At 73.5% G+C, this 19695-nt stretch carries 13 protein-coding genes and 1 pseudogene; 8 read left to right on the forward strand and 6 right to left on the reverse strand.

The annotated features are described in order from the left end of the window. Positions 1 to 46: 46 nt before the first annotated feature. Both FAF44_RS27350 and FAF44_RS27355 read right to left on the reverse strand, forming a co-directional pair. Positions 47 to 1564, reverse strand: a complete 1518-nt coding sequence (locus FAF44_RS27350) for an MFS transporter (protein ID WP_237106139.1) — start codon at positions 1562 to 1564, stop codon at positions 47 to 49. Beyond that, a complete protein-coding gene (locus FAF44_RS27355) occupies positions 1561 to 2160 on the reverse strand; it encodes a TetR/AcrR family transcriptional regulator (RefSeq protein ID WP_237106140.1) in 600 nt (199 codons plus the stop codon). The genes FAF44_RS27350 and FAF44_RS27355 overlap by 4 nt, the downstream gene beginning before the upstream one ends. Before the next feature lie 146 nt (positions 2161 to 2306). Between FAF44_RS27355 and FAF44_RS27360 the strand changes: the two genes are divergently transcribed. Next, positions 2307 to 2852 carry a TetR/AcrR family transcriptional regulator gene (locus FAF44_RS27360; protein WP_237106141.1) on the forward strand — a complete coding sequence of 182 codons (546 nt, stop codon included), beginning with the start codon at positions 2307 to 2309 and terminating at the stop codon, positions 2850 to 2852. Between the two features lie 12 nt (positions 2853 to 2864). On the opposite strand, the pseudogene FAF44_RS27365 reads toward FAF44_RS27360, so the two are convergent. The 3 genes and pseudogenes from FAF44_RS27365 to polX form a co-directional block, all read right to left on the reverse strand. Then, positions 2865 to 4295, reverse strand: a pseudogene (locus FAF44_RS27365) (wax ester/triacylglycerol synthase family O-acyltransferase); the annotation flags it as partial. Positions 4296 to 4435: 140 nt separating this feature from the next. Then, entirely contained in the window at positions 4436 to 5482 is a 1047-nt protein-coding gene (locus tag FAF44_RS27370) for a sulfite oxidase (protein WP_237106142.1), read from the reverse strand. Positions 5483 to 5698: 216 nt separating this feature from the next. Continuing rightward, a complete protein-coding gene (gene polX / locus FAF44_RS27375) occupies positions 5699 to 7378 on the reverse strand; it encodes a DNA polymerase/3'-5' exonuclease PolX (protein WP_237106143.1) in 1680 nt (559 codons plus the stop codon). Between the two features lie 117 nt (positions 7379 to 7495). On the opposite strand from polX, the gene FAF44_RS27380 reads away from it, so the two are divergent. Beyond that, positions 7496 to 8983: an SDR family oxidoreductase gene (locus FAF44_RS27380; protein ID WP_237106144.1), complete on the forward strand. Its 1488-nt coding sequence runs from the start codon at positions 7496 to 7498 to the stop codon at positions 8981 to 8983. 69 nt (positions 8984 to 9052) lie between these two features. Here FAF44_RS27380 and FAF44_RS27385 read toward each other — a convergent pair whose 3' ends face one another. Continuing rightward, positions 9053 to 10021 (reverse strand): aldo/keto reductase, encoded by a 969-nt coding sequence (locus FAF44_RS27385; RefSeq protein ID WP_237106145.1) that lies wholly within the window; start codon positions 10019 to 10021, stop codon positions 9053 to 9055. 258 nt (positions 10022 to 10279) lie between these two features. On the opposite strand from FAF44_RS27385, the gene FAF44_RS27390 reads away from it, so the two are divergent. The 6 genes from FAF44_RS27390 to FAF44_RS27415 all read left to right on the forward strand — a co-directional run bounded on the left by FAF44_RS27390 (position 10280) and on the right by FAF44_RS27415 (position 19678). Continuing rightward, on the forward strand, positions 10280 to 11335 hold the full coding sequence (locus FAF44_RS27390) for a sensor histidine kinase (RefSeq protein ID WP_237106146.1): 1056 nt from the start codon (positions 10280 to 10282) through the stop codon (positions 11333 to 11335). 136 nt (positions 11336 to 11471) lie between these two features. Next, positions 11472 to 14036, forward strand: coding sequence for a class III lanthionine synthetase LanKC (gene lanKC / locus FAF44_RS27395; protein WP_237106147.1), 2565 nt, complete (start codon positions 11472 to 11474; stop codon positions 14034 to 14036). Further along, a complete protein-coding gene (locus FAF44_RS27400; RefSeq protein WP_103955008.1) occupies positions 14008 to 14139 on the forward strand; it encodes a SapB/AmfS family lanthipeptide in 132 nt (43 codons plus the stop codon). Before lanKC ends, FAF44_RS27400 begins: the two co-directional genes overlap by 29 nt. An 80-nt stretch (positions 14140 to 14219) precedes the next feature. After that, positions 14220 to 15887, forward strand: coding sequence for an ABC transporter ATP-binding protein (locus FAF44_RS27405; RefSeq protein WP_237106148.1), 1668 nt, complete (start codon positions 14220 to 14222; stop codon positions 15885 to 15887). A 150-nt stretch (positions 15888 to 16037) separates the two neighbouring features. After that, positions 16038 to 17708, forward strand: a complete 1671-nt coding sequence (locus tag FAF44_RS27410; RefSeq protein WP_237106149.1) for an ABC transporter ATP-binding protein — start codon at positions 16038 to 16040, stop codon at positions 17706 to 17708. After that, positions 17705 to 19678, forward strand: coding sequence for a prolyl oligopeptidase family protein (locus FAF44_RS27415; protein WP_237106150.1), 1974 nt, complete (start codon positions 17705 to 17707; stop codon positions 19676 to 19678). The genes FAF44_RS27410 and FAF44_RS27415 overlap by 4 nt, the downstream gene beginning before the upstream one ends. The last annotated feature ends 17 nt before the right edge of the window (positions 19679 to 19695 follow it).

Below are 19695 nucleotides of genomic sequence, written 5' to 3' on the forward strand. Positions count from 1 at the left end.
CTCCAGCACCGACCACCACTGAGACCCTGCCCGTTCGGGCAGGGTCTCAGTGGTGGTCGGTGCTGGAGACGTCGAGGCCGCGTGGGGTGAGCAGCCACACCGCCAGCGTGCCCGCCAGCATCAGCAGCGCCGCCACCCCGCTGGTCAGGACCAGCGACTCGGTGAACGCCGCCGTCGCCTGCTCGGCCAGCCGTCCGCCGGCGGTGCCCAGTTCGCGGGCGACGTCGAGCGCCCCGCCCAGTGACTCCCGCGCAACGTCCGACCCAGGCCCCGCGTACGCCACCTCGTTCCGGTACGCGGCGGCGGCGACGCTGCCCAGCACGGCCACCCCCAGCGCCCCGCCCAGCTCGTAACTGGTCTCCTCGATGGCGGCGGCGCTGCCCGACTTCGCCGCGGGCGAGCCCGACATGATCGCGGCCGAGGCGATCGCGAGCGAGCCGTTCCCGAGGCCGATCAGCACCAGCGCGATCGCGACCGGCCCGTACGCCAGCGGTCCCGGAGCCGCGTACAGCAGCAGGAACGCCACCCCGGTCAGCAGCAGCCCGCCGGCCAGCACCGTACGGGCGCCGACCCGCGCGGCCAGCGACGGCGCCAGCGGCGAGACGACGACGGCGGCCAGCGCGGCCGGCAGCAGCCGCAGGCCCGTCTCCAGCGGGCTGTACCCCTGGACGAGCTGCATCCACTGCGCGAGCAGCAGCAACACCGCCGCCATCGCGATCGACGTGACCAGCGCCGTCAGCACCCCGGCCGAGAACGGCGGGCTGCGGAACAGCCGCAGCTCCAGCAGCGGATCGGGCCTGCGCAGGCAGCGCGCCGCGAACCAGCCCAGCGCCACCACCGCCACGGCCGTCGCCACGAGGGCGCCGGGGGAGGTGAGGCCGTACTTGCCGAAGTTCTTGATCCCGTAGACCAGCGCCACCATGCCGGCCATCGACAGCAGCGTGCTGAGCGCGTCCCAGCGGCCCGGCGCCGGGTTCCTGGACTCGGGCAGCAGGAACAGCCCGGCGGCGATCGCGGCGGCCATGACCGGCACGTTCACCAGGAACGCGGAGTGCCAACTGAAGTGCTCCAGCAGCAGCCCGGCCACGACCGGCCCCAGTGCGGCCCCGACCGCGGCCATCGCCGCCCACACGCCCAGCGCCTTGGCGCGCTCGGCGGGGTCGGTGAACAGGTTGCGGATCATGGACAGCGTGGACGGCATGATCATCGCGCCTCCGACGCCGAGCAGCGCCCGGACGGCGATCACCTCCAGCGGGCTGTCGGCCGCCAGGATGGCCGTCGAGGCCAGCCCGAACACCGCGAACCCGGTCATCAGCATGCGCTTGCGGCCCCACCGGTCGCCCAGGGCGCTCACGGTGACCAGCAGCCCGGACAGGACCAGCGCGTACGCGTCCACCATCCACAGCAGCTCCATCGACTCCGGCCGCAGGTCCTCGGAGATGGCGGGCAGGGCCACGTTCAGCACGGTCATGTCCATGACCACGAGCAGCACGCTGGCCGACAGCACCGCCAGGCCCGCCCAGCGCCTCCGCGACGAGACGGGCGGTGTGATGGCCGTCGTCATCCTTCCTCCTTCTGCCGGACGGGCCGATGGGCGGGGGCGGGCGCGGTCCCGTACCGGAAGGTGCCCGTCAGGAGCCTGGGCACCTCACGGCGGGCGACGTCGCCGTTGCGCAGGCTCTCCCGCACGGCGATGAGCAGCCCGAACACGACGTTGCTGATCCACCGGGCGGGCAGCTCGGCGTTGAGCAGGCCGGCGCGCTGCGCGGTGGCGTAGAACGCGACCTCGCGCTCCTCCAGTTCCTCGATGCGCCGCCGCACCTCCGGGTGGGCCGCCATGGCCTCGTCCGTCAGGCCGAACCCGTACTCGTCGGTCACCTCGGTCAGGCCCGCCAGCAGCGCGTCCATGGCCGTGCGCACCGTTTCCGGGTCGGTGGAGCCGGTCGCCGCCACGATGCCGCTGCTCATCTGGACGCGTTCCCACTGGTCGTGGGCGCGGTGGGCGAGGGCCAGCATCAGGTCCTCGCGGCTGCTGAAGTGGCGGTGCAGGGTGGCCCTGCTGATCCCCACGGCCTCGGCGAGCTGCGTCATGGACGCGGTCGGGTCCTCGTTGAGGTGGTGGATCGCCGCCTTCATGATCTGGTCGCGCGTCGTCGCCATGTATACATCCACGTATCGTCTGAGACATTAATGTCTCATATGCTACCCGCAAGTTTCGATCGTGGGTGCCGGCGACGGCCCGGCAGCGAGGGTGTCGCCCTCGCGTCATGGCGACAGAGCGGCAGGTGGGGCTAAGGTGCGGAGCTGTGGTGATCGGTGACGCGCGCACGCGCATCCTGGACGCGGCCGAGGAGCTCTTCGCGGGCGGAGGTTACGACGCCACCCCGACCTCGGTCATCGCCGGGCTCGCGCAGGTCCCCAAGGGCCTGATCTTCCACTACTTCCCGCGCAAGATCGACGTGCTGGTCGCCCTGGTGAACGAGCGCACCCAGGTGGAGGAGGACGACCAGGTCGACGCCGTGCCGGGCGACCCGGCGGGCACGCTGGCCCGGCTGGCACGCGGCCTGCCGCTACGCGCCTCACCGGCGATGCGGCGCATCCTGTTCCGCGAGGCCGACACGCACGGTTCGGTCAAGGAGCGACTCGGACGCCTCAACGGCGAGCTGATCAGGCGCTCCAGATTCGCCCTCGAACTGGCCCTGCCCGGCACCCGCGGCGACGCGGCCAGGCTGGAGGTGGCCGCGGCCACGTTCGCCGCCGTGCTCATCTACCAGGAGAACCTCTGCCAGCTCACCGGCCACCAGATCGACCCCGACGCCGTCGCGGAACTCATCGCCCACGCGCTCGTCTAGCAGTTCGTCGAGCGCCGCGCGCAGGTGGCCCAGCAGGCCCCACACGTCGTCCATCCGCTCGGGGCAGGCGACGACGCCGAAGTCGAGCATGCCGTCGTAGGAGAAGCAGGTGATGTTCAGCCCGCCGCTCAGGTCGGTCAGCACCGACAGCGGGTAGTACGACAGGATCCGGCCGCCGCACAGGTACAGCGGGAACTGCGGGCCGGGGACGTTGCTGATGATCAGGTTGATCGGCGGGCAGGCCATCCCCGCCAGCCGGAAGATCGCCGGCGTCGCCAGGCTCGTGACCGGCGCGGGCAGGATCGAGCACAGTTCGCTCAGCCACGTCGCCGGGGCCAGCGCGAAGCGCCGCTTGGCCACGGCCATCGCCCGGCCCACCGCGCGCAGCCGCTCCTGCGGGTCGGACAGGTGCGTGGGCATGGGCGCGACCATGGCCGAGATCTGGTTGCCGGCCATTTCCTTGGCCCGCGCCCGGCGCACCGCCACCGGAACCGCCACGACCAGCGGCGACTCGGGCAACGCGGCCCGCTCGCGCAGCCACGAGCGCAGCGCCGACGTGCACAGGGTCATGACGACGTCGTTCACGCTCAGGCCGTGCGCCTTGGCGACGTTCTTGACGTCCTTGAGCGAGAGCGAGCCGAACGACAGGCGCCGCTCGGCGCTGATCGGCCCGTTCAGCGGGGTGCGGGGCGCGGTCAGGGGCGGCAGCTCGGGACGGCGGTGCCGCTCGCCCGCCACCAGCCGGGCCGCCTTCGCGACCAGCTTCGCGCCGGGCAGGCCGCCCACGACCGGGATCGCGTCCAGGTCTTCTGCCGCCCTGAGCACGGACCGGGCGGCGCGGGCGGGATGGGTGGCCGTGCGCAGCGCCGCCCCGGCCAGCATCCCGACCAGGTCGGGATCGGCGCTCCGGCCCTCCGGGGGCGCCGGGTCCTGGCCCGCGGGGTGCGGCGTGTTCCGGGTCAGGTGCCCGTCCGGTGTGAGGTCGAGCAGGGCGGCGAGGGTCTCCGCGCCCGAGACGCCGTCGATCGCGGCGTGGTGCACCTTGGTGTAGACGGCCACCGTGCCGTCCGCCAGCCCGGTGATCAGGTGCATCTCCCACAGCGGATGCGCCCGGTCGAGGTGGCGGGCGTGCAGGTCGGCGACGGCCTCGGCGAGCTGCCGGCGCTCGCCCGGCGCGGGCAGCGTCAGCTCGAACAGGTGGTTGCCGAGGTCGAAGCCGGGATCCTCGGTCCAGTACGGGAGGTCGAGCCCGAGCGGCACCTCGGCCAGGCGCAGGCTGAGCGCGGGGGAGAGGTGCACGCGGTCGAGGAGCAGCCGGGCCAGCGCGTCTTTGGTGACCGCGCCGTCCGCCGGGTCGAGGATCGCCAGCCCGGCCACGTGAGCGGCGGTCGTGGTCGTTTCGACATTGAGGAACTGGGCGTCGAGTGCGGTCAACTGGCGCATTGGCTCTCCTTTCCCTAGATGTGGCCAGAGTCACATGGGGGGATTTCCTGGAGGTTTCTGCGCGAGTCTTTCAGATGAATTGCAGTGCTTCGTCCAAGGGGAATGCAAATCTCCTGCTCAGCCGGATCAGTGACAATCTCCTATCCATTGACGATATGAATGGGATGTTGCACCACGGCGTCGAAGTGGTAGCCGTACGGATGCCGTGGCGTGGTGAGGGGCTGGGTGGCTCCGGTCTCGTCGGTGGCGCGCGCCATGAGCAGGCGGGTGCCGGTGCGCCGGGGCGCCCACTCGACGTGCCACGGCAGCCAGGCCCTGGCCAGGTGCTGTCCGTGGTGCTCGGCCGCGCGCCAGTTCAGCCCGCCGTCGAAGCTGACCTCCACCCGGACGATCCGGCCCCCGCCCGACCAGGACCGCCCGCGCAGGACGCGCGGCCCCGAGAGCGACAGGCGGGCATTCCAGGCGAGTTCGAACGCGCTTCGCACCGGATTCGTGGTGAGGCCGGGGTAAAAGATCGTGTTCCACGGGGTGAAGAGCGGCTTGGTGGAGACCTCGATGTCGCCGAGCCATTTGATGGACGCTATTCCGACCCACCCCGGCACCACCAGCCGCGCCGGAAATCCATGGTCGGGCGGCAGCGGGACGCCGTTCATCTCATAGGCCACGAGCACGTCGTCCATGGCCTTCGCGACGGGCAGCGGCCTGCGCACGTGACCGTGATCCTCGAACGGCGCGTCGAGCCCGATGGGCAGCACGTCCACCGCCTCCGGCAGCAGCCCGGCCTCGTTGAGCAGGTGCCTGAGCGGCACCCCGCGCCAGCGCGCCACGCCGATCGCGCCCAGCCCCCACTGGGTGCCCGGGGCCCCGTCGTGCTGCTGCGTGCGGTAGAAGCGCCGCCCGTTGCCCGCGCACTCGATCGCCGCGTCGTACGTGCGCGACGGCATCGCGCGCAACTCCTCGTAGCCGAACTCGCGCGGACGCCGCACCCCGGGGCCGTGCACCGCCAGCCGCCAGGTGGTGGCGTCGATGAGCGGGGTGAAGGTGTGGTTGCGGACGAAGAACCGGTCGTTCGGGGTGTGGTAACCGAGACCCGACATGGACTCCCAGCGCATCTCGGCGCTGTTGCCATGCACCCGGAACAGGTGGTCGGGCAGCGGTTTCAGGATCGCCGCCGCGGCCTGCCTCATGGAGCATCACCTCGTTGTGACTATTTCCTACCTGGAAACCATTTAATCTCCTCACGCCGTCGTCGTGCACCCCTTCGTCGCCGAAAACCGGGCCGGCGACGAAGGAACGTTCCCGTTAGCGCTGGTAGGGCCATACCCGGCGGCGCGCTCCCCGCAACCGGCCCCCGACCTGCAGTGTTCCGGGCGGGGGCGCGGCGGCGGGCGGGCCGCCGCCGCTCAGCGGCCGAGGAAGGCCAGCAGCCGCTCCAGCGGCCAGGTGTTGATGACGTCGTCGGTGGTCAGCCAGGCCCGCTGCGCGATCCCGACGCCGAACCGCTGGTTGGCCAGATGGGGGATCGCGTGCGAGTCGCTGTCGATCGAGAACTTCACCCCGTGGTGCCGGGCCAGCCGCACCAGGTCGGACGGCAGGTCGGAACGGTCGGGGAAGGAGTCGATCTCCATGGCGGTGCCGGTGCGGGCGGCGGCGCGGAAGACGGCGTCCCAGTCGGCGTCGACCGGCTCACGCTTGCCGATCTTGCGGGTGGTGGGGTGGCCGATGATGTCGACGTACGGGTTCTCGCACGCGGTGATGAACCGGCGGGTCATCTCCTCGCGCGGCAGGCCGAAGTGCGAGTGCACCGAGGCCACGCACACGTCGAACCCGCGCAGCACCTCCTCCGGCCAGTCGACCGAGCCGTCGGGGGCGATGTTCAGCTCGGTGCCGTGCAGGATGCGCATGCCGGGGTAGCTCGCCTGCACCTCGGCCACCCGGCCGCGCTGCTCCAGCGCCTTGTCCAGGGTCATGCGCTGCATCGCCAGGTCGGGCGCGTGATCGGTGACCGCGTAGTAGGCGTAGCCGCGCGCGGCGGCGGCCGCGACCATGTCCTCCAGGGAGGCGATGCCGTCGGTCAGGTCGGTGTGGGTGTGCAGGTCGCCCTTGAGGTCGGCCAGTTCGACGAGGACGGGCAACTCGCCGGCGAGCGCCGCCTTGACCTCCCCGCCGTCCTCACGCAGCGGCGGCGGGACGAACTGCATGCCGAGCGCGTGGTAGATGTCCTCCTCGGACTCGGCGGCGATCACCCGCTCGCCCTCGAACAGGCCGTACTCCGACAGCTTCCAGCCCTTCTTCACCGCCATCTCCCTGATGGCGACGTTGTGCTCCTTCGAGCCCGTGAAGTACTGCATGGCCGCGCCCCACGACCCGGCCGGCACCACGCGCAGGTCCACCTGCAGGCCGGACGTGGTGCGGATCGAGGTCTTCTTCTCGCCGGAGGCGATGACCTCGGCGACGTAGGGCTGGGCGCGGAAGTCGGCCATGACGGACTCCGGCGCCACCGCGAGGATGTCGATGTCGCCGATCGTGTCCTTCATCCGGCGCAGCGACCCCGCGTAGGCCAGGCGCTCGGCCTTGAGCGAGCCCATCACCTGCTCGGCCAGCGACATCGCGACGCCGATGTGCACCCGGCGGCCCGCCTGCTCAAGCTGCTCGATGCCCTTGAGCAGGTTGGCCAGGGTCTTCGGGCCGAGGCCCTTGACGCCGTCGAGGCGGCCGGAGGTGATGGCCTCGCCCAGCGCCGTGGTGGAGTCGATGCCGTAGTCCTCGAACAGCATGATCGCCGTCTTGGGGCCGAGCGAGGGCACCCGGGTCAGCCGCCGCACGCCGTCGGGGACGCGCCCCCGCAGATCGTCGAGCTGCCGGAAGCTGCCCCGCTGCAGGAACTCCTCCATCTTCTTGGCGATCGCCTCGCCCACACCGGGCACCGAGCGGACGTCGGCGACCGAGATGTCCTCGGGGAAGCCGGCGATCGCCTTGGCCGCCTTCTGGTAGCTCCGCACCCGGAAGGCGTCGCCGCCGCTCAGCGCGAACAGCTCCGCGTATTCCTGCAGCGCCGCCGCCGCTTCCTCGTTTGCCCGCATGACCCATACCTTAGGGGCCGGGACCGACAATCCCGCGTCCCTGGTGATCGCGCTCGCGGCACACCCCGGCGGCGGTGCGCGGGCATGACCCGCTCGGGCCGGGGAAGGTCCGTGGACATGGCATTGTGCCTGGTCACAGGAGCGACGGGATACATCGGGGGGCGGCTCGCGCCCGAACTGCTCGCCGCCGGTCACGACGTCCGCTGCATGGTGCGCTCGGCCGGGAGGCTGCGCGACCTGCCGTGGGCGGCGCGCACGGAGGTCGTCGAGGCGGACGCCACCGACCCCGAGCGGACGCGCCGCGCGCTGGACGGGGTGGAGGTCGCCTACTACCTGATCCACACGATGGGCACGAGCGGCCGCTTCGCCGAGCGGGATCGCCTCGCGGCGCGCACGTTCGCGGCGGCCGCCGCCGCGGCGGCCGCCGCCGCGGCGGGCGTGCGGCGCATCGTCTACCTGGGCGGCCCGGCCGCGGACGAGAAACTCTCGCCGCACCTGCGGTCGCGGGCCGAGGTCGGGGAGATCTTCCTGCGCGGGGCCGTGCCCGCGGTGGTGCTGCGGGCCGCGGTGATCATCGGGTCGGGGTCCGCCTCGTTCGAGATGTTGCGCCATCTGACCGAGCGGCTGCCGGTGATGACGACGCCGCGCTGGGTGCGCAGCCGCACCCAGCCGATCGCGGTGCGGGACGTGCTGCGTTACCTGGTCGCGTGGGCGGAGGTGCCGCAGACGGTCAACCGCGGCTTCGACATCGGCGGGCCGGACGTCCTGACGTACGCCGACATGATGCACGGCTACGCGGCCGTGGCCGGGCTGCCGCCCCGGGTGATCATCCCGGTGGCGCTGCTCACCCCCCGGCTGTCGAGCCTGTGGGTGGGGCTGGTCACGCCCGTCCCGGCGAGCGTCGCGCGTCCGCTGGTGGAGTCGCTGCGCAACGAGGCCGTGTGCGGCGAGCACGACGTCGCGCGCTACGTGCCCGACCCCGAGGGCGGGCTGATCGGGTTCCGCCGGGCGGTGTCCCTCGCGCTCGTGAAGATCAAGGACGCCGACGTCGCCACCCGATGGTCCTCGGCGTCCACGCCGGGAGCGCCGAGCGACCCCCTGCCCACCGATCCCGCCTGGGCGGGCGGCAGCCTCTTCGTGGACGACCGCAGCCTGGCGGTGTCCGCGAGCCCGGAGGCGCTGTGGCAGGTCATCGAGGGCATCGGCGGCGCCAACGGCTGGTACTCGCTGCCGGTCGCCTGGAAACTGCGGGGGCTGGCCGACCGGCTCGTCGGCGGGGTGGGGCTGCGGCGCGGCCGGCGCGATCCGGTCCGGCTGCGCGTGGGCGACTCGATCGACTTCTGGCGGGTCGAAGAGGTGCTCCCTGGCCGGCTGCTGCGGTTGCGGGCCGAGATGCGGCTGCCCGGCCTGGCCTGGCTGGAGCTCGGCGTCACGCGCACCGGCGGGCGGACGATCTACACCCAGCGGGCGATCTTCCATCCGCACGGGTTGCTCGGGCACCTGTACTGGTGGGTGATCTCGCCCTTCCACGGCCTGATCTTCGGGCGGATGCCGGTCAACCTGGCCGGCGCGGCCCGCCGGCAGGAGCGGCTCCAGCCCCGATGAGCCGGACGGGCGGTCGTGGCCGCGTCCCCGCCGAACGTCGCCGGGAGCGTGCCACGACCGGGGCACACGTCAGAAGCGCACCTCGCGCGGCCGGTACGGCTCCTCCAGGAAAGCCGCCTCCTCGTCCGACAGCGACACCGACAGGGCGGCGACCGCGTCGTCCACGTGCCGCTCCTTCGTGGCCCCCACGATCGGCGCGGTGACCCCGGCCCGCCGCAGCACCCAGGCCAGCGCGATCTGCGCCGCGGGCAGGGCGCGGTCGGCGGCCACCCGCGCCACCCGGTCGACGATGAGCTTGTCGTTCTCCGGGTCGTACAGGTGGTCGATGCGCTCGTCGGAGCCCGTCCTGGCGGTGGCGGCGGCCGAACCGGCCCTGGCCAGCACGCCCCGCGCCAGCGGGCTCCAGGGGATCACGCCCACGCCCTGGTCCGCGCAGAGCGGCAGCATCTCGCGCTCCTCCTCCCTGAACAGGAGGTTGTAGTGGTTCTGCATCGAGACGAACTTCGTCCAGCCGTTGACCTCGGCCGCGTGCTGCGCCTTGGCGAACTGCCAGGCCCACATGCTGGACGCCCCGATGTAGCGCGCCTTGCCGGCCCGCACCACGTCGTGCAGCGCCTCCATGGTCTCCTCGATGGGCGTCGTGTCGTCCCAGCGGTGGATCTGGTAGAGGTCCACGTAGTCGGTGCCGAGCCGGGCGAGGGAGGCGTCGACGGCGTCCAGGATGTGCTTGCGCGACAGGCCGCGGTCGTTGCGGCCCCTGCCCATCGGGAAGTACACCTTCGTGGCCAGCACGTAGTCCTCGCGCCTGGGGAAGATCGCGCGCAGCACGTTCCCCGTCACGACCTCGCTGGCGCCGGAGCTGTAGACGTCGGCGGTGTCGAAGAACGTCACGCCCGCGTCTGCGGCCCGGCGGACGAGGGGCTCGGCCGCGTCCTGCGCGAGCGCCCACTCTTGCCGTGCGGGGTCGCCGTAGCTCATCATGCCGAGGCACAGTCGCGAGACCTTCAGGCCCGAGTTACCAAGTCGTGTGTAGTCCATGACGCACACGATAGAACCTTGTCGCGACGGCGAACCGGACGGGCGGAACCGGAGCAGGTCCTGTCCAAAAGCGGAAACGACCTTTACACGGCGGCGGCCGATCGGGTCGATTAGAGGAACGTTGCAAAACGGTGGGCGCCAGGCGACGCGGCGGAGCCGACGACACGTACGTATACCGGGGGTGAGGTGGACGACACACTCCGTGGACTCGTTTCACGGGCGCGCGCCAGACTCGAAGCACTGTCGTCCCCGCTCTGGATGGGAGGTCTGGGCCTGGCGGCGGGCATCATCGCGCTGACGCTGCCGGTCGTGGGCGGGCTGACCCGCTCGGACGCGGCCGTGGCGGGGTCGGCGGCGCTGCTCACGCTGGTCGGGCTGCACGTCAGGTTCGTCACCGAGACCCCGGTCCGCAGGGCGGGCTCGTGGTGGATCGTGGCCGTGCAGGCGTGGCTGACGTACCTGCCGCTGACGGTGTTCGGCGCGGCCTGGACGCCGGTGTGCGGGCTGCTGGCGGGCTCGCTGCTGGTGACGGCGGGGCGCATCCGCTCGGTGGTGCTGGCGCTGGTGGGCCTGGCGTGCGGGCCCGTGGTGCTGGCGGCCCCCGACCCGTCGATGATCGATCCGCTGTGGGCGATGGGCGCCCCGCTGGTCGGCCTGGCCGAGTACGCGCTGATCTCGCTGGCCGGGCGGGCCGCCGCGCTGGGGGAGGCGCGTACCGAGACCATGCGCAAGGCCGTCGCCCTGGAGCGCCGCCGTTTCACCCGCGACCTGCACGACCTGGTCGGCCACCGGCTGACGGTGCTGGTGCTGAAGGTGCAGCTCCTGGACCGGCTGGTGGCCGAACGGGACGGCAAGGCGCGGGAGGAGGTGAACGAGACGCTGGAGCTGCTGCGCAACCTGGCGGCCGACGTCCGGGCGGTGGCGCACGGCCTGCGCAGCTCCTCGCTGGCGGGCGAGCTGGGCTCGGCTCGCTCGCTGCTGGAGTCGGCGCGGGTGCGCTGCCAGATCAGGATGTCCTGCCGCGACCTGCCCGAGGAGGTGGAGGAGGTGCTCACGCACGCCCTGCGCGAGGGCGTCACGAACGTGCTGCGTCACGCCGAGGCCCGCCAGTGCTCGGTGCACCTGCTGGAACGCGACCAGCTCGTCCGCCTGACGATCAGGAACGACGGCGTGCGCCCGCGCCGCCCCGGCGACGCCGGCCAGGGCCTGATGAACCTCGCCGAGCGCCTGTCCGGCCTCGGCGGCTGGCTGGAGGCCACCTCGTCGAGAACCGGCCAGTTCACCTTCAGCGTGTACGTGCCACGAAAGAAATAATCGCCTCCCAATGCATTGATGAGGATTTAACAAATGGCATTCACAACGGCATGTATTGGTGTTGTGAAATGTGACTAGCCGGGGCGGTCCGGCGGGCGGCAGGATTCTGGGCACACCCCCTGGAGGTCCCCGCCAGATGGACAAGTACGAGCTGTACTGCCTTGTGGATCCGTGTTTCTACGACACACTCGAGAACAGCACGGCCGCGGACGCCGACTTTCCCATTCTGCGTCGGCCGCTGCCGGCCGGCTGGTCCTCCGCCCTCACCGACACCTGGTCCTATTACGCCCCGGACGACGGTTCGCCGCTGCCCCCGCAGGGCTGGAAGATCCACGTGTCGGCCCGCGTCCCGGACGCCGAGAAGGCCGTCGAGGCCGTCTGGGACTACTGCGTGACGCGCGGCATCGCGTTCAAGTTCCTGCGCGGCATGCCCGTGCTCGTCATGGTGAACTCCAAGGCCGCCTCCCGCGCCTCCAGCGGCAAGCTCGTCACCGTCTACCCCCGCGACGAGGCGCAGCTCGACGTCGTCCTGAAGGACCTCGACGAGCTGCTGCGGGACGTGCGGGGCCCGTACATCCTCAGCGACCTGCGCTACAACGAGGGCCCGCTGTTCGTCAGGTACGGCGGCTTCGCCGAGCGCCACTGCCTGTCCCCGGCCGGCGAGCGGGTGCTGGCCGTCGAGGACGGCGACGGCCGGCTCGTGCCCGACGTGCGGGGCGCCACGTTCTCGGTGCCGCCGTGGACGACGCTGCCCGCGTTCCTGGAGCCGCAACTCGCCGCGCGCAACTCCGTGACGACGACCGGGCTGCCGTACGACATCGAGAGCGTCCTGCACTTCTCCAACGGCGGCGGCGTCTACCTCGGCCGCGACCGGCGGACCGGCGAGCGGGTGGTGCTCAAGGAGGCCAGGCCGCACGCCGGGCTCGACGCGGCCGGCCGCGACGCCGTCGCCAGGATCGAGCACGAGCGCGACGTCCTCGAACGGCTGTCGGGCCTGCCCGCCGCGCCCGGACTGCGCGGCTACTTCACGCTCGGCGAGCACCACTTCCTCGTCGAGGAGTTCGTGGACGGCACACCGCTGCAACGGCGGCTGGTGCACCGCTACCCGCTGACCCGCGCCACCTGCACCGAGCGGGACCTGGCCGAGTACACCGCCTGGGCGGTCGAGACGCTGGAGGAGGTGGCCCGCGCGGTCGGCTCGCTGCACGAGCGCGGCGTCGTCTTCGGCGACCTGCACCCCGACAACATCCTGCTGACCGACGACGGCCGGGTGGCGCTGATCGACTTCGAGGTGGCCACGCTCGCCGAGGAGCGGGCGCGCGCCGCGCTCGCCCACCCCGCCTACGCCGCCCCCGCCGACCGGCAGGGCGTCGAGGTGGACCGGTACGCGCTCGCCTGCCTGCGCCTCGGCCTGTTCGCGCCGCAGTGCACGATCATGCTGCCGCTGCACCGGCCGAAGGCGGTGCACCTCGGGGAGATCGTCAAGGAGACGTTCCCCGTGCCCGGCGACCTGATCGACGAGGCCGTCGCGACCGTGGCGGGCGGCGAGCGCGACACCGGCCCCGCCCTACCCCTTCCGGGCGCGGCGAGCTGGCCCGAGCTGCGGGACGCCATGGCCAAGGCCATCGTGGCCAGCGCCACGCCCGCGCGGGACGACCGGCTCTTCCCCGGGGACGTGGGCCAGTTCCAGCCCGGCGGCGGCCTCAATCTCGCCCACGGCGCGGCCGGCGTGCTGTTCGCGCTGCACTGCGCCGGGCTGGGGCCCTACCCCGAGTACGAGCGCTGGCTGCGCGAGCGTGCCCGCCGCCCCGTCCAGGGCTCGGGGCTCGGCCTGTACGACGGGCTGCACGGCATCGCGTACGTGCTCGGCCTGCTCGGCCACGAACAGGACGCGCACGACCTCGTCGAGATCTGCCTGCGGGAGAAGTGGGACCGGCTGGAGTCGGCGCTCGGCTCCGGGCTGTCCGGCATCGGGCTGAACCTGCTGCACTTCGGGCACACCGACCTCGCCCTGCGCGCGGTGGACATCTGCGCCGGGCGGCTCGACGGCCCCGTCTCCGAGATCAGCGGCGGCGCCGGACCACGCGCCGGGCTGCTGCACGGCTCGTCCGGGCCCGCGCTGCTGTTCCTGCGCGCCCACGAGCACACGGGCGATCCGGCGCTGCTCGACCTGGCGGCCACGGCGCTCCGGCAGGACCTGCGCCGCTGCCGCCACTCCGAGGACGGCTCGCTCCAGGTCAACCAGGGGTGGCGGCTGCTGCCGTACCTCGACGAGGGGTCCGCCGGGATCGCCCTCGTGCTGGAGCGCTACCTGCGCCACCGGCACGACGAGGCGTTCGCGACGGCGCTGGAGGAGCTGCGGCTCGCCGGGCGCGCGGGCTTCTTCGTACAGGCGGGGCTGTTCACCGGACGCGCCGGGATCATCGCGGCCGGCGCGGGGAACGTGCCGGAACTGGTGAAGGGGCTGCGCTGGCACGCGCTGCCGTACGCCGGTGGCCTGGCCTTCCCCGGCAACCAGCTCCTGCGCCTGTCCATGGATTTCTCGACCGGAACGGCCGGCGTGCTCTTCGCCCTCAATGCGGTGATGGGCGAAAGTCCCCGCCGACTGCCGTTCCTGGAGGCCGCTCCCGGGCGGCCTGCCCCCGACGAGACCACGGAAGGAGGTGTACGACATGGTTCTTCTCGACCTGCAGGGTCTTGAGGCTCCCGCGGCCAGTGACGTGGCCAGCGGCGGCAGCACGCTGACCGTTCTCTCTTGCCACTCCGGCAAGCCCAGCAACCTCAGTGTCGCTCTCTGCCACTGATATGCGAAAGACGTCCCCGCGCCGTACGACACGGCGCGGGGACACTCATCTCGGCCTCGACCTCGGAAGGGGGACGTCCCGTGCGGGCAGCGGACCGGCTGGTGATCGGCGTGGTACGGCGCGGCGGCCCCTGGCCCGCGGCGCTGGCCGGCACGGCGGTGGCCGGGGCGGTCGCAGAACTGGCCGTCCCCTACCTGATCGGCCGCACCGTGGACGCCCTCGTGGCGGGCCGGCCGGACGGCGCCCGCTGGCTGGCGCTGTGCGCCGGAGCGGTCGCCGCCGTCATGATCTGCGAGAGCCTCGGCGTGTGGGCGCGCGGGGCCGGCGCGGCCCACGCCGCCGCGACCCTGCGCTCGGGCGTGCTGCGGCACGTGCTCGGCGCCGGCCCCGGGCTCACCCGCCGGTTCCCGGAGGGCGAGCTGGTCACCCGGGCCGGGTTGAACACCGAGGAGGTCGGCCGGGCGCCGGAGACGGTGACCAGCGCGCTCGCCCTGCTCGTGCCCACGGCCGGCGCGCTGGTCGCGCTGACCCTCATCGCCCCCGTCCTGACGCTGACGCTCGGGGCGGGCATCGTCGTCATCCTGCTGGTCCTGCGGGCCTTCCTGCGCACGTCGACCACGCTGGCCGGCGGGTACCAGGAGGTGCAGGGCGAGATCGCCGCCCGCCTGGTCGAGGCCCTGGCCGGCGCCCGCACGATCGCCGCCGCCGGCACCGCCGCCCGGGAGTCGGGCCGCGTGCTCGCGCCGCTGCCCGGCCTGCGCGCGCACGGGATGGCGCTGTGGCGGGCCAACGCCTCCGCCGCGGTCCGGTCGGGGCTGGTGGTGCCGTTGCTGGAGGTGGCGGTGCTCGCCGTGGGCGGTTTCCTGCTGGCCGCCGGCGACCTCACCGTGGGCGAGCTGTACGCCGCCGCCCGGTACGCCGTGCTCGGCGCCTCGCTCAGCACGGCGCTCGGCCACATCGGCGGCCTGGCCAGGGCGCGGGCCGCCGCCGAACGGGTGTCGGAGGTCCTCGACCTGCCCTCCGTCCGGTACGGCGCCCGCACCCTTCCCCCCGGCCCGGGGACGCTCGAGTTCCGCGACGTCGCCGCGAACGGCCTGACCGTCGGCGACCTCACGCTGCCCGGCGGATCCGTCACCGCCGTGGTGGGACGTTCGGGCTCGGGCAAGTCGCTGCTGGCGGCGCTGGCCGGACGGCTGGCCGAGCCGGAGCGCGGCACCGTGCTGCTCGACGGCGTCCCGCTGGCGGAACTGGCGGAGGCGGAGCTGAGACGGGCCGTCGGGTACGCCTTCGAACGCCCGGTCCTGGTCGGCGAGACGGTCGGCGACGCCATCGACGGCGCCGGTGGTCTGAGCCCGCGAGTGGCGCAGGCGGCGGGGGCCGCCTGCGCGGAGGAGTTCGTCCGGCGGCTGCCGCTCGGCTACGCCACCCCGCTCGGCCAGGCTCCCATGTCCGGCGGCGAACGGCAGCGGATCGGCCTGGCCAGGGCGTTCGCGCAGGGGGAGCGGCTGCTGGTGCTCGACGACGCCACCTCCAGCCTCGACACCGTGACGGAGCGCCAGGTCGGCCGGGCGCTCACCACCGACCGGCTCGGCCGCACCCGCCTGATCGCCGTCCACCGGCTGGCCACCGCCGCCCGCGCCGACCAGGTCGTCTGGCTCGACGGCGGCGCGGTACGCGCCCACGGGCCGCACCACGTCTTGTGGCGCGACCCGGCCTACCGGGCGGTCTTCCAGGGAACCGCCACATGACCGCGCCCACGCGGGGACCGCGCTGTGACCGCGCCGTGATCGTGTCCGCGCGGGTGCCGCGCCATGGCCGCGCCCAAGCGGCGGGCCGCCACGTGACCGCATCCACGCGGGGAGCCGCGTCATGACCGCAGACACCCGGAGGGCCGCCCGATGAATCCGATCGCCCGTGCGTTGCGGCGCGAGCCGCGCCGGTTGGTCGTCCTCGGGCTCTGGTCGGTGGTGGAGGCCGCGCCCGCGTTCCTCATCGGGCACGCCGTCGCGCGGGCCATCGAGGACGGGTTCGCCCGGGACGCACCGCTGGTCGGCCTGGCCTGGCTGGCGCTGCTCGGGCTGGCCTGGCCGGCCGCGGCCGTGGCCGCGCGCCAGGTGGTGCTGGCCGTCGCGGCGCTGGCGGAGCCGTTCCGGGACGACCTGCTGACCCGGGTGGTGGACGGCGCCCTGCGGTCCGGCACCGGACGCGACAGCGCCGCCGTGGCCCGGGCCGGGCTCCAGGTCGAGCTGGCCAGGGACGCCTTCGCCGCCGTCGTCACCACCGTGCGGGGGTTCGTGTTCACGGTGGTCAGCGTCGTGCTGGGGCTGCTGACGCTGGCGCCGGAGACGCTGGTGCTGGTGCTGCCGCCGTTCCTGGGCGGGCTCGGGCTGTTCCTGGCCTCGCTGCCCGCGCTGGCCCGGCGGCAGCGCGGGTACCTCGTCGCCGATGAGAGCCTGGCCGAGGCCATGACGGACCTGGCGGGCGGGCTGCGCGACATCGCGGCGGGCGGCCTGCGGGAGCGGGTGGAGGGGCGGCTCGGCCTGCGGGTGCGCGCGCAGGCCGAGGCCGGCCGGGCGCTGGCCCGGGTGACCGCCGTCCGCACCGCCGCCCTGGCCGCGGGCGGCTGGCTGCCGGTCGTCCTCGTCCTGGCCGGGACGCCGTGGCTGCTGGAGCGCGGGGTCGGGGCCGGGGTGGTGGTCGGCACGCTCGCCTACGTCACGCAGTCGCTGGCGCCCGCGCTCGGCGGGCTCGTCCACGGGCTCGGCGTCAGCGGTGTGCGGCTCGCGGTCTCGCTCGGCCGCATCCTCGCCATGGCCCCGCCCGCGGGCCCGCCCGTGGCGCGGATCCGCCCGTCCGCCCACGAGGTCCGGCTCGACGGCGTCACCTTCGCCTACGGCCCGCGCTCCGCGCCGGTGGTGGCGGGCCTGGACCTCACGATCCCCGAAGGCGACCACCTGGCGGTGGTGGGGCCCAGCGGCGCGGGCAAGTCCACGCTGGCGTCCCTGGTCAGCGGCCTGCTGCGGCCCGGCGCGGGGGAGGTGCTGGTCGGCGGGGTCCCGGCCGACCGGCTCGACCCCGGCGCGCGGGTGCTGATCCCCCAGGAGGCGTACGTCTTCCGCGGCACCCTGTCCGAGAACCTCCTCTACTATGTAAAGGACGCCGCCCCGGAGCCGCATCTCACAGAAGCCGTCGCCGCGGTCGGGGCCGGCCCGCTGGTGGACGACCTGGGCGGCTACGACGCCCAGGTCGAGCCGGCCGCGTTGTCGGCCGGGCAGCGCCAGCTCATCGCCCTGGTACGCGCCTACCTGGCCCCCGCCTCCCTCGTCATCCTCGACGAGGCCACCTGCCACCTCGACCCCGCCGCCGAGGCCGTCGCGGAGGCCGCCTTCGCCCGGCGCGGCGGCACGCTCGTCGTGATCGCCCACCGCCTCACCTCGGCCCTGCGCGCCCGCCGCGTCCTGCTCATGGACGGGGCCCGGATCACGGTCGGCACCCACGAGGAGCTGGTCGCGATCTCACCCTTGTACGCCGACCTGGCCGGCCACTGGCACCCGGAGCCCGTGTCATGAATGTTCAAGACAGTTATCCGCCCGCCGAACGCCTTCCCCTCGTCGACCGCCGTCACGGTCACGAGATCGACGACCCGTACCGCTGGCTGGAGGACCCCCTCGACCCGCGCACGCGTGCCTGGCTGACGGCCCAGGACCGGCTGTGGCTCGACGGCGCCGCCCGGCTGCCCCGGCGCGAGCGATTCCTGGCCCGCCTGACCGAGCTGGGGGAGACCGGCCTGGTCACCCCGCCGGTGTGGCGCGGCGACCGGCGCTTCCACCTGCGGCAGTCCACCTCGCAGGAGCACCCGGTGCTGTACCGGGGCGACGACGTGGTGCTGGACCCCATGGAGCTCGACCCCACGGGGCTGACCACGCTGGACGACTGGCAGCCCGACCTGGAGGGAGGCCGGCTGGCGTACCAGATCTCGCGCAGCGGCGACGAGAAGGCCTGCCTGTACGTGCGGGAGCTGGACACCGGGGCCGTCATCGACGGGCCCATCGGCGGCTGCCGCTACTCGGCGGTCGCCTGGCTGCCGGGCGGCGAGGCGTTCTACTACGTGCGCTTCCACCAGGGCGTGTTCCTGCACCGGATCGGCTCGGCCGAGCCCGACACGCCGGTCTTCACGAGGGGCCCGATCTCGTACGGGGTGCAGATCAGCCCGGACGGCCGCTGGCTGACGCTGTCGGCGGGCACCGCGTCCGGCACCTCGCTCTGGCTGGCCGACCTGGCCGCCGGGGACCCGGCCCCCCGTCCGGTGCAGGAGGGCTCGCACGCGCGCACGGTCGGGGCGGTGGCCTGCGACGGCCGCCTGTACCTGCTCACCGACCGCGACGCGCCGCGCCGCCGGCTCTGTGTGGCCGATCCGGCCGAGCCGACGGCCTGGCGGGAGCTGATCCCGGAGGACGGCGAGGCCGTGCTGGGCGCGTTCACGCTGCTCGACGGGGATCGGCTGCTGGTGTCCAGGACGCGGCACGCGGTCGGCGAGATCGCCGTGCACCACGCCCGTACGGGGGAGCGGCTGGGCGTGGTGCGCCTGCCGGGCAGCGGGACGATCGCCTCGCTCACCTCGCGTCCCGAGGGCGGCCCGGAGGCGTGGTTCACCTACACCGACGCGGTCACCCCGCCCGAGATCTGGCGTTACGACGCCCGTACGGACGCCACCACGCCGTGGTCCGCCGCGCCCGGCCGGGTCTCGCTGCCGTCGGTGCGCAGCCATCACATCGAGTACGCCTCCGCCGACGGCACGCTCGTGCGCATGGTCGTGGTCGCGGGCCCGTCGGAGGGCGGCCCGCGTCCGGCGATCCTCAGCGGGTACGGCGGCTTCGGCATCCCCCTCATGCCCGGCTACGCCGCCGACTCCCTGGCCTGGGTGGAGGCGGGCGGGGTGCTGGCCATCGCGAACCTGCGGGGCGGCGGCGAGGAGGGGCAGGCGTGGCACCGGGACGGCATGCTGGAGCGCAAGCAGAACGTGTTCGACGACTTCGTGGCCGCCGCGGAGAAGCTGATCGCCGACGGCTGGACCACTCCGGAGCAGCTCGGCGTCTGGGGGGAGTCGAACGGCGGGCTGCTGGTCGGCGCGGCGCTCACGCAGCGGCCCGAGCTGTTCGCGGCGGTGGTGTGCTCGGCCGGGCTGCTCGACATGGCCCGGTTCCACCTCAGCGGCCTGGGGCCGTCCTGGACGGGTGAGTACGGCGACCCGGAGGATCCCGAGCAGCTCGGCTGGCTGCTCGGTTACTCGCCCTACCATCACGTCCGCGAGGGCGTCGGCTATCCGGCGACGCTGTTCACGGTGTCGGCGGCGGACACGCGGGTGGACCCGCTGCACGCCAGGAAGATGTGCGCGGCGTTGCAGTGGGCGGGCGGCGGCGACCGGCCGGTGCTGCTGCGCTACGAGCCGGACGTGGGCCACGGGGCGCGGGCGGTCAGCCGTTCGGTCGGGCTGGCCGCCGACGTGCTGGCCTTCCTGGCCGAGCACACGGGTCTCTGAGCGGGACGGGCGGGCGG

It is taken from the genome of Nonomuraea sp. MG754425, from assembly GCF_021699195.1.
Classification (GTDB): Bacteria; Actinomycetota; Actinomycetes; order Streptosporangiales; family Streptosporangiaceae; genus Nonomuraea.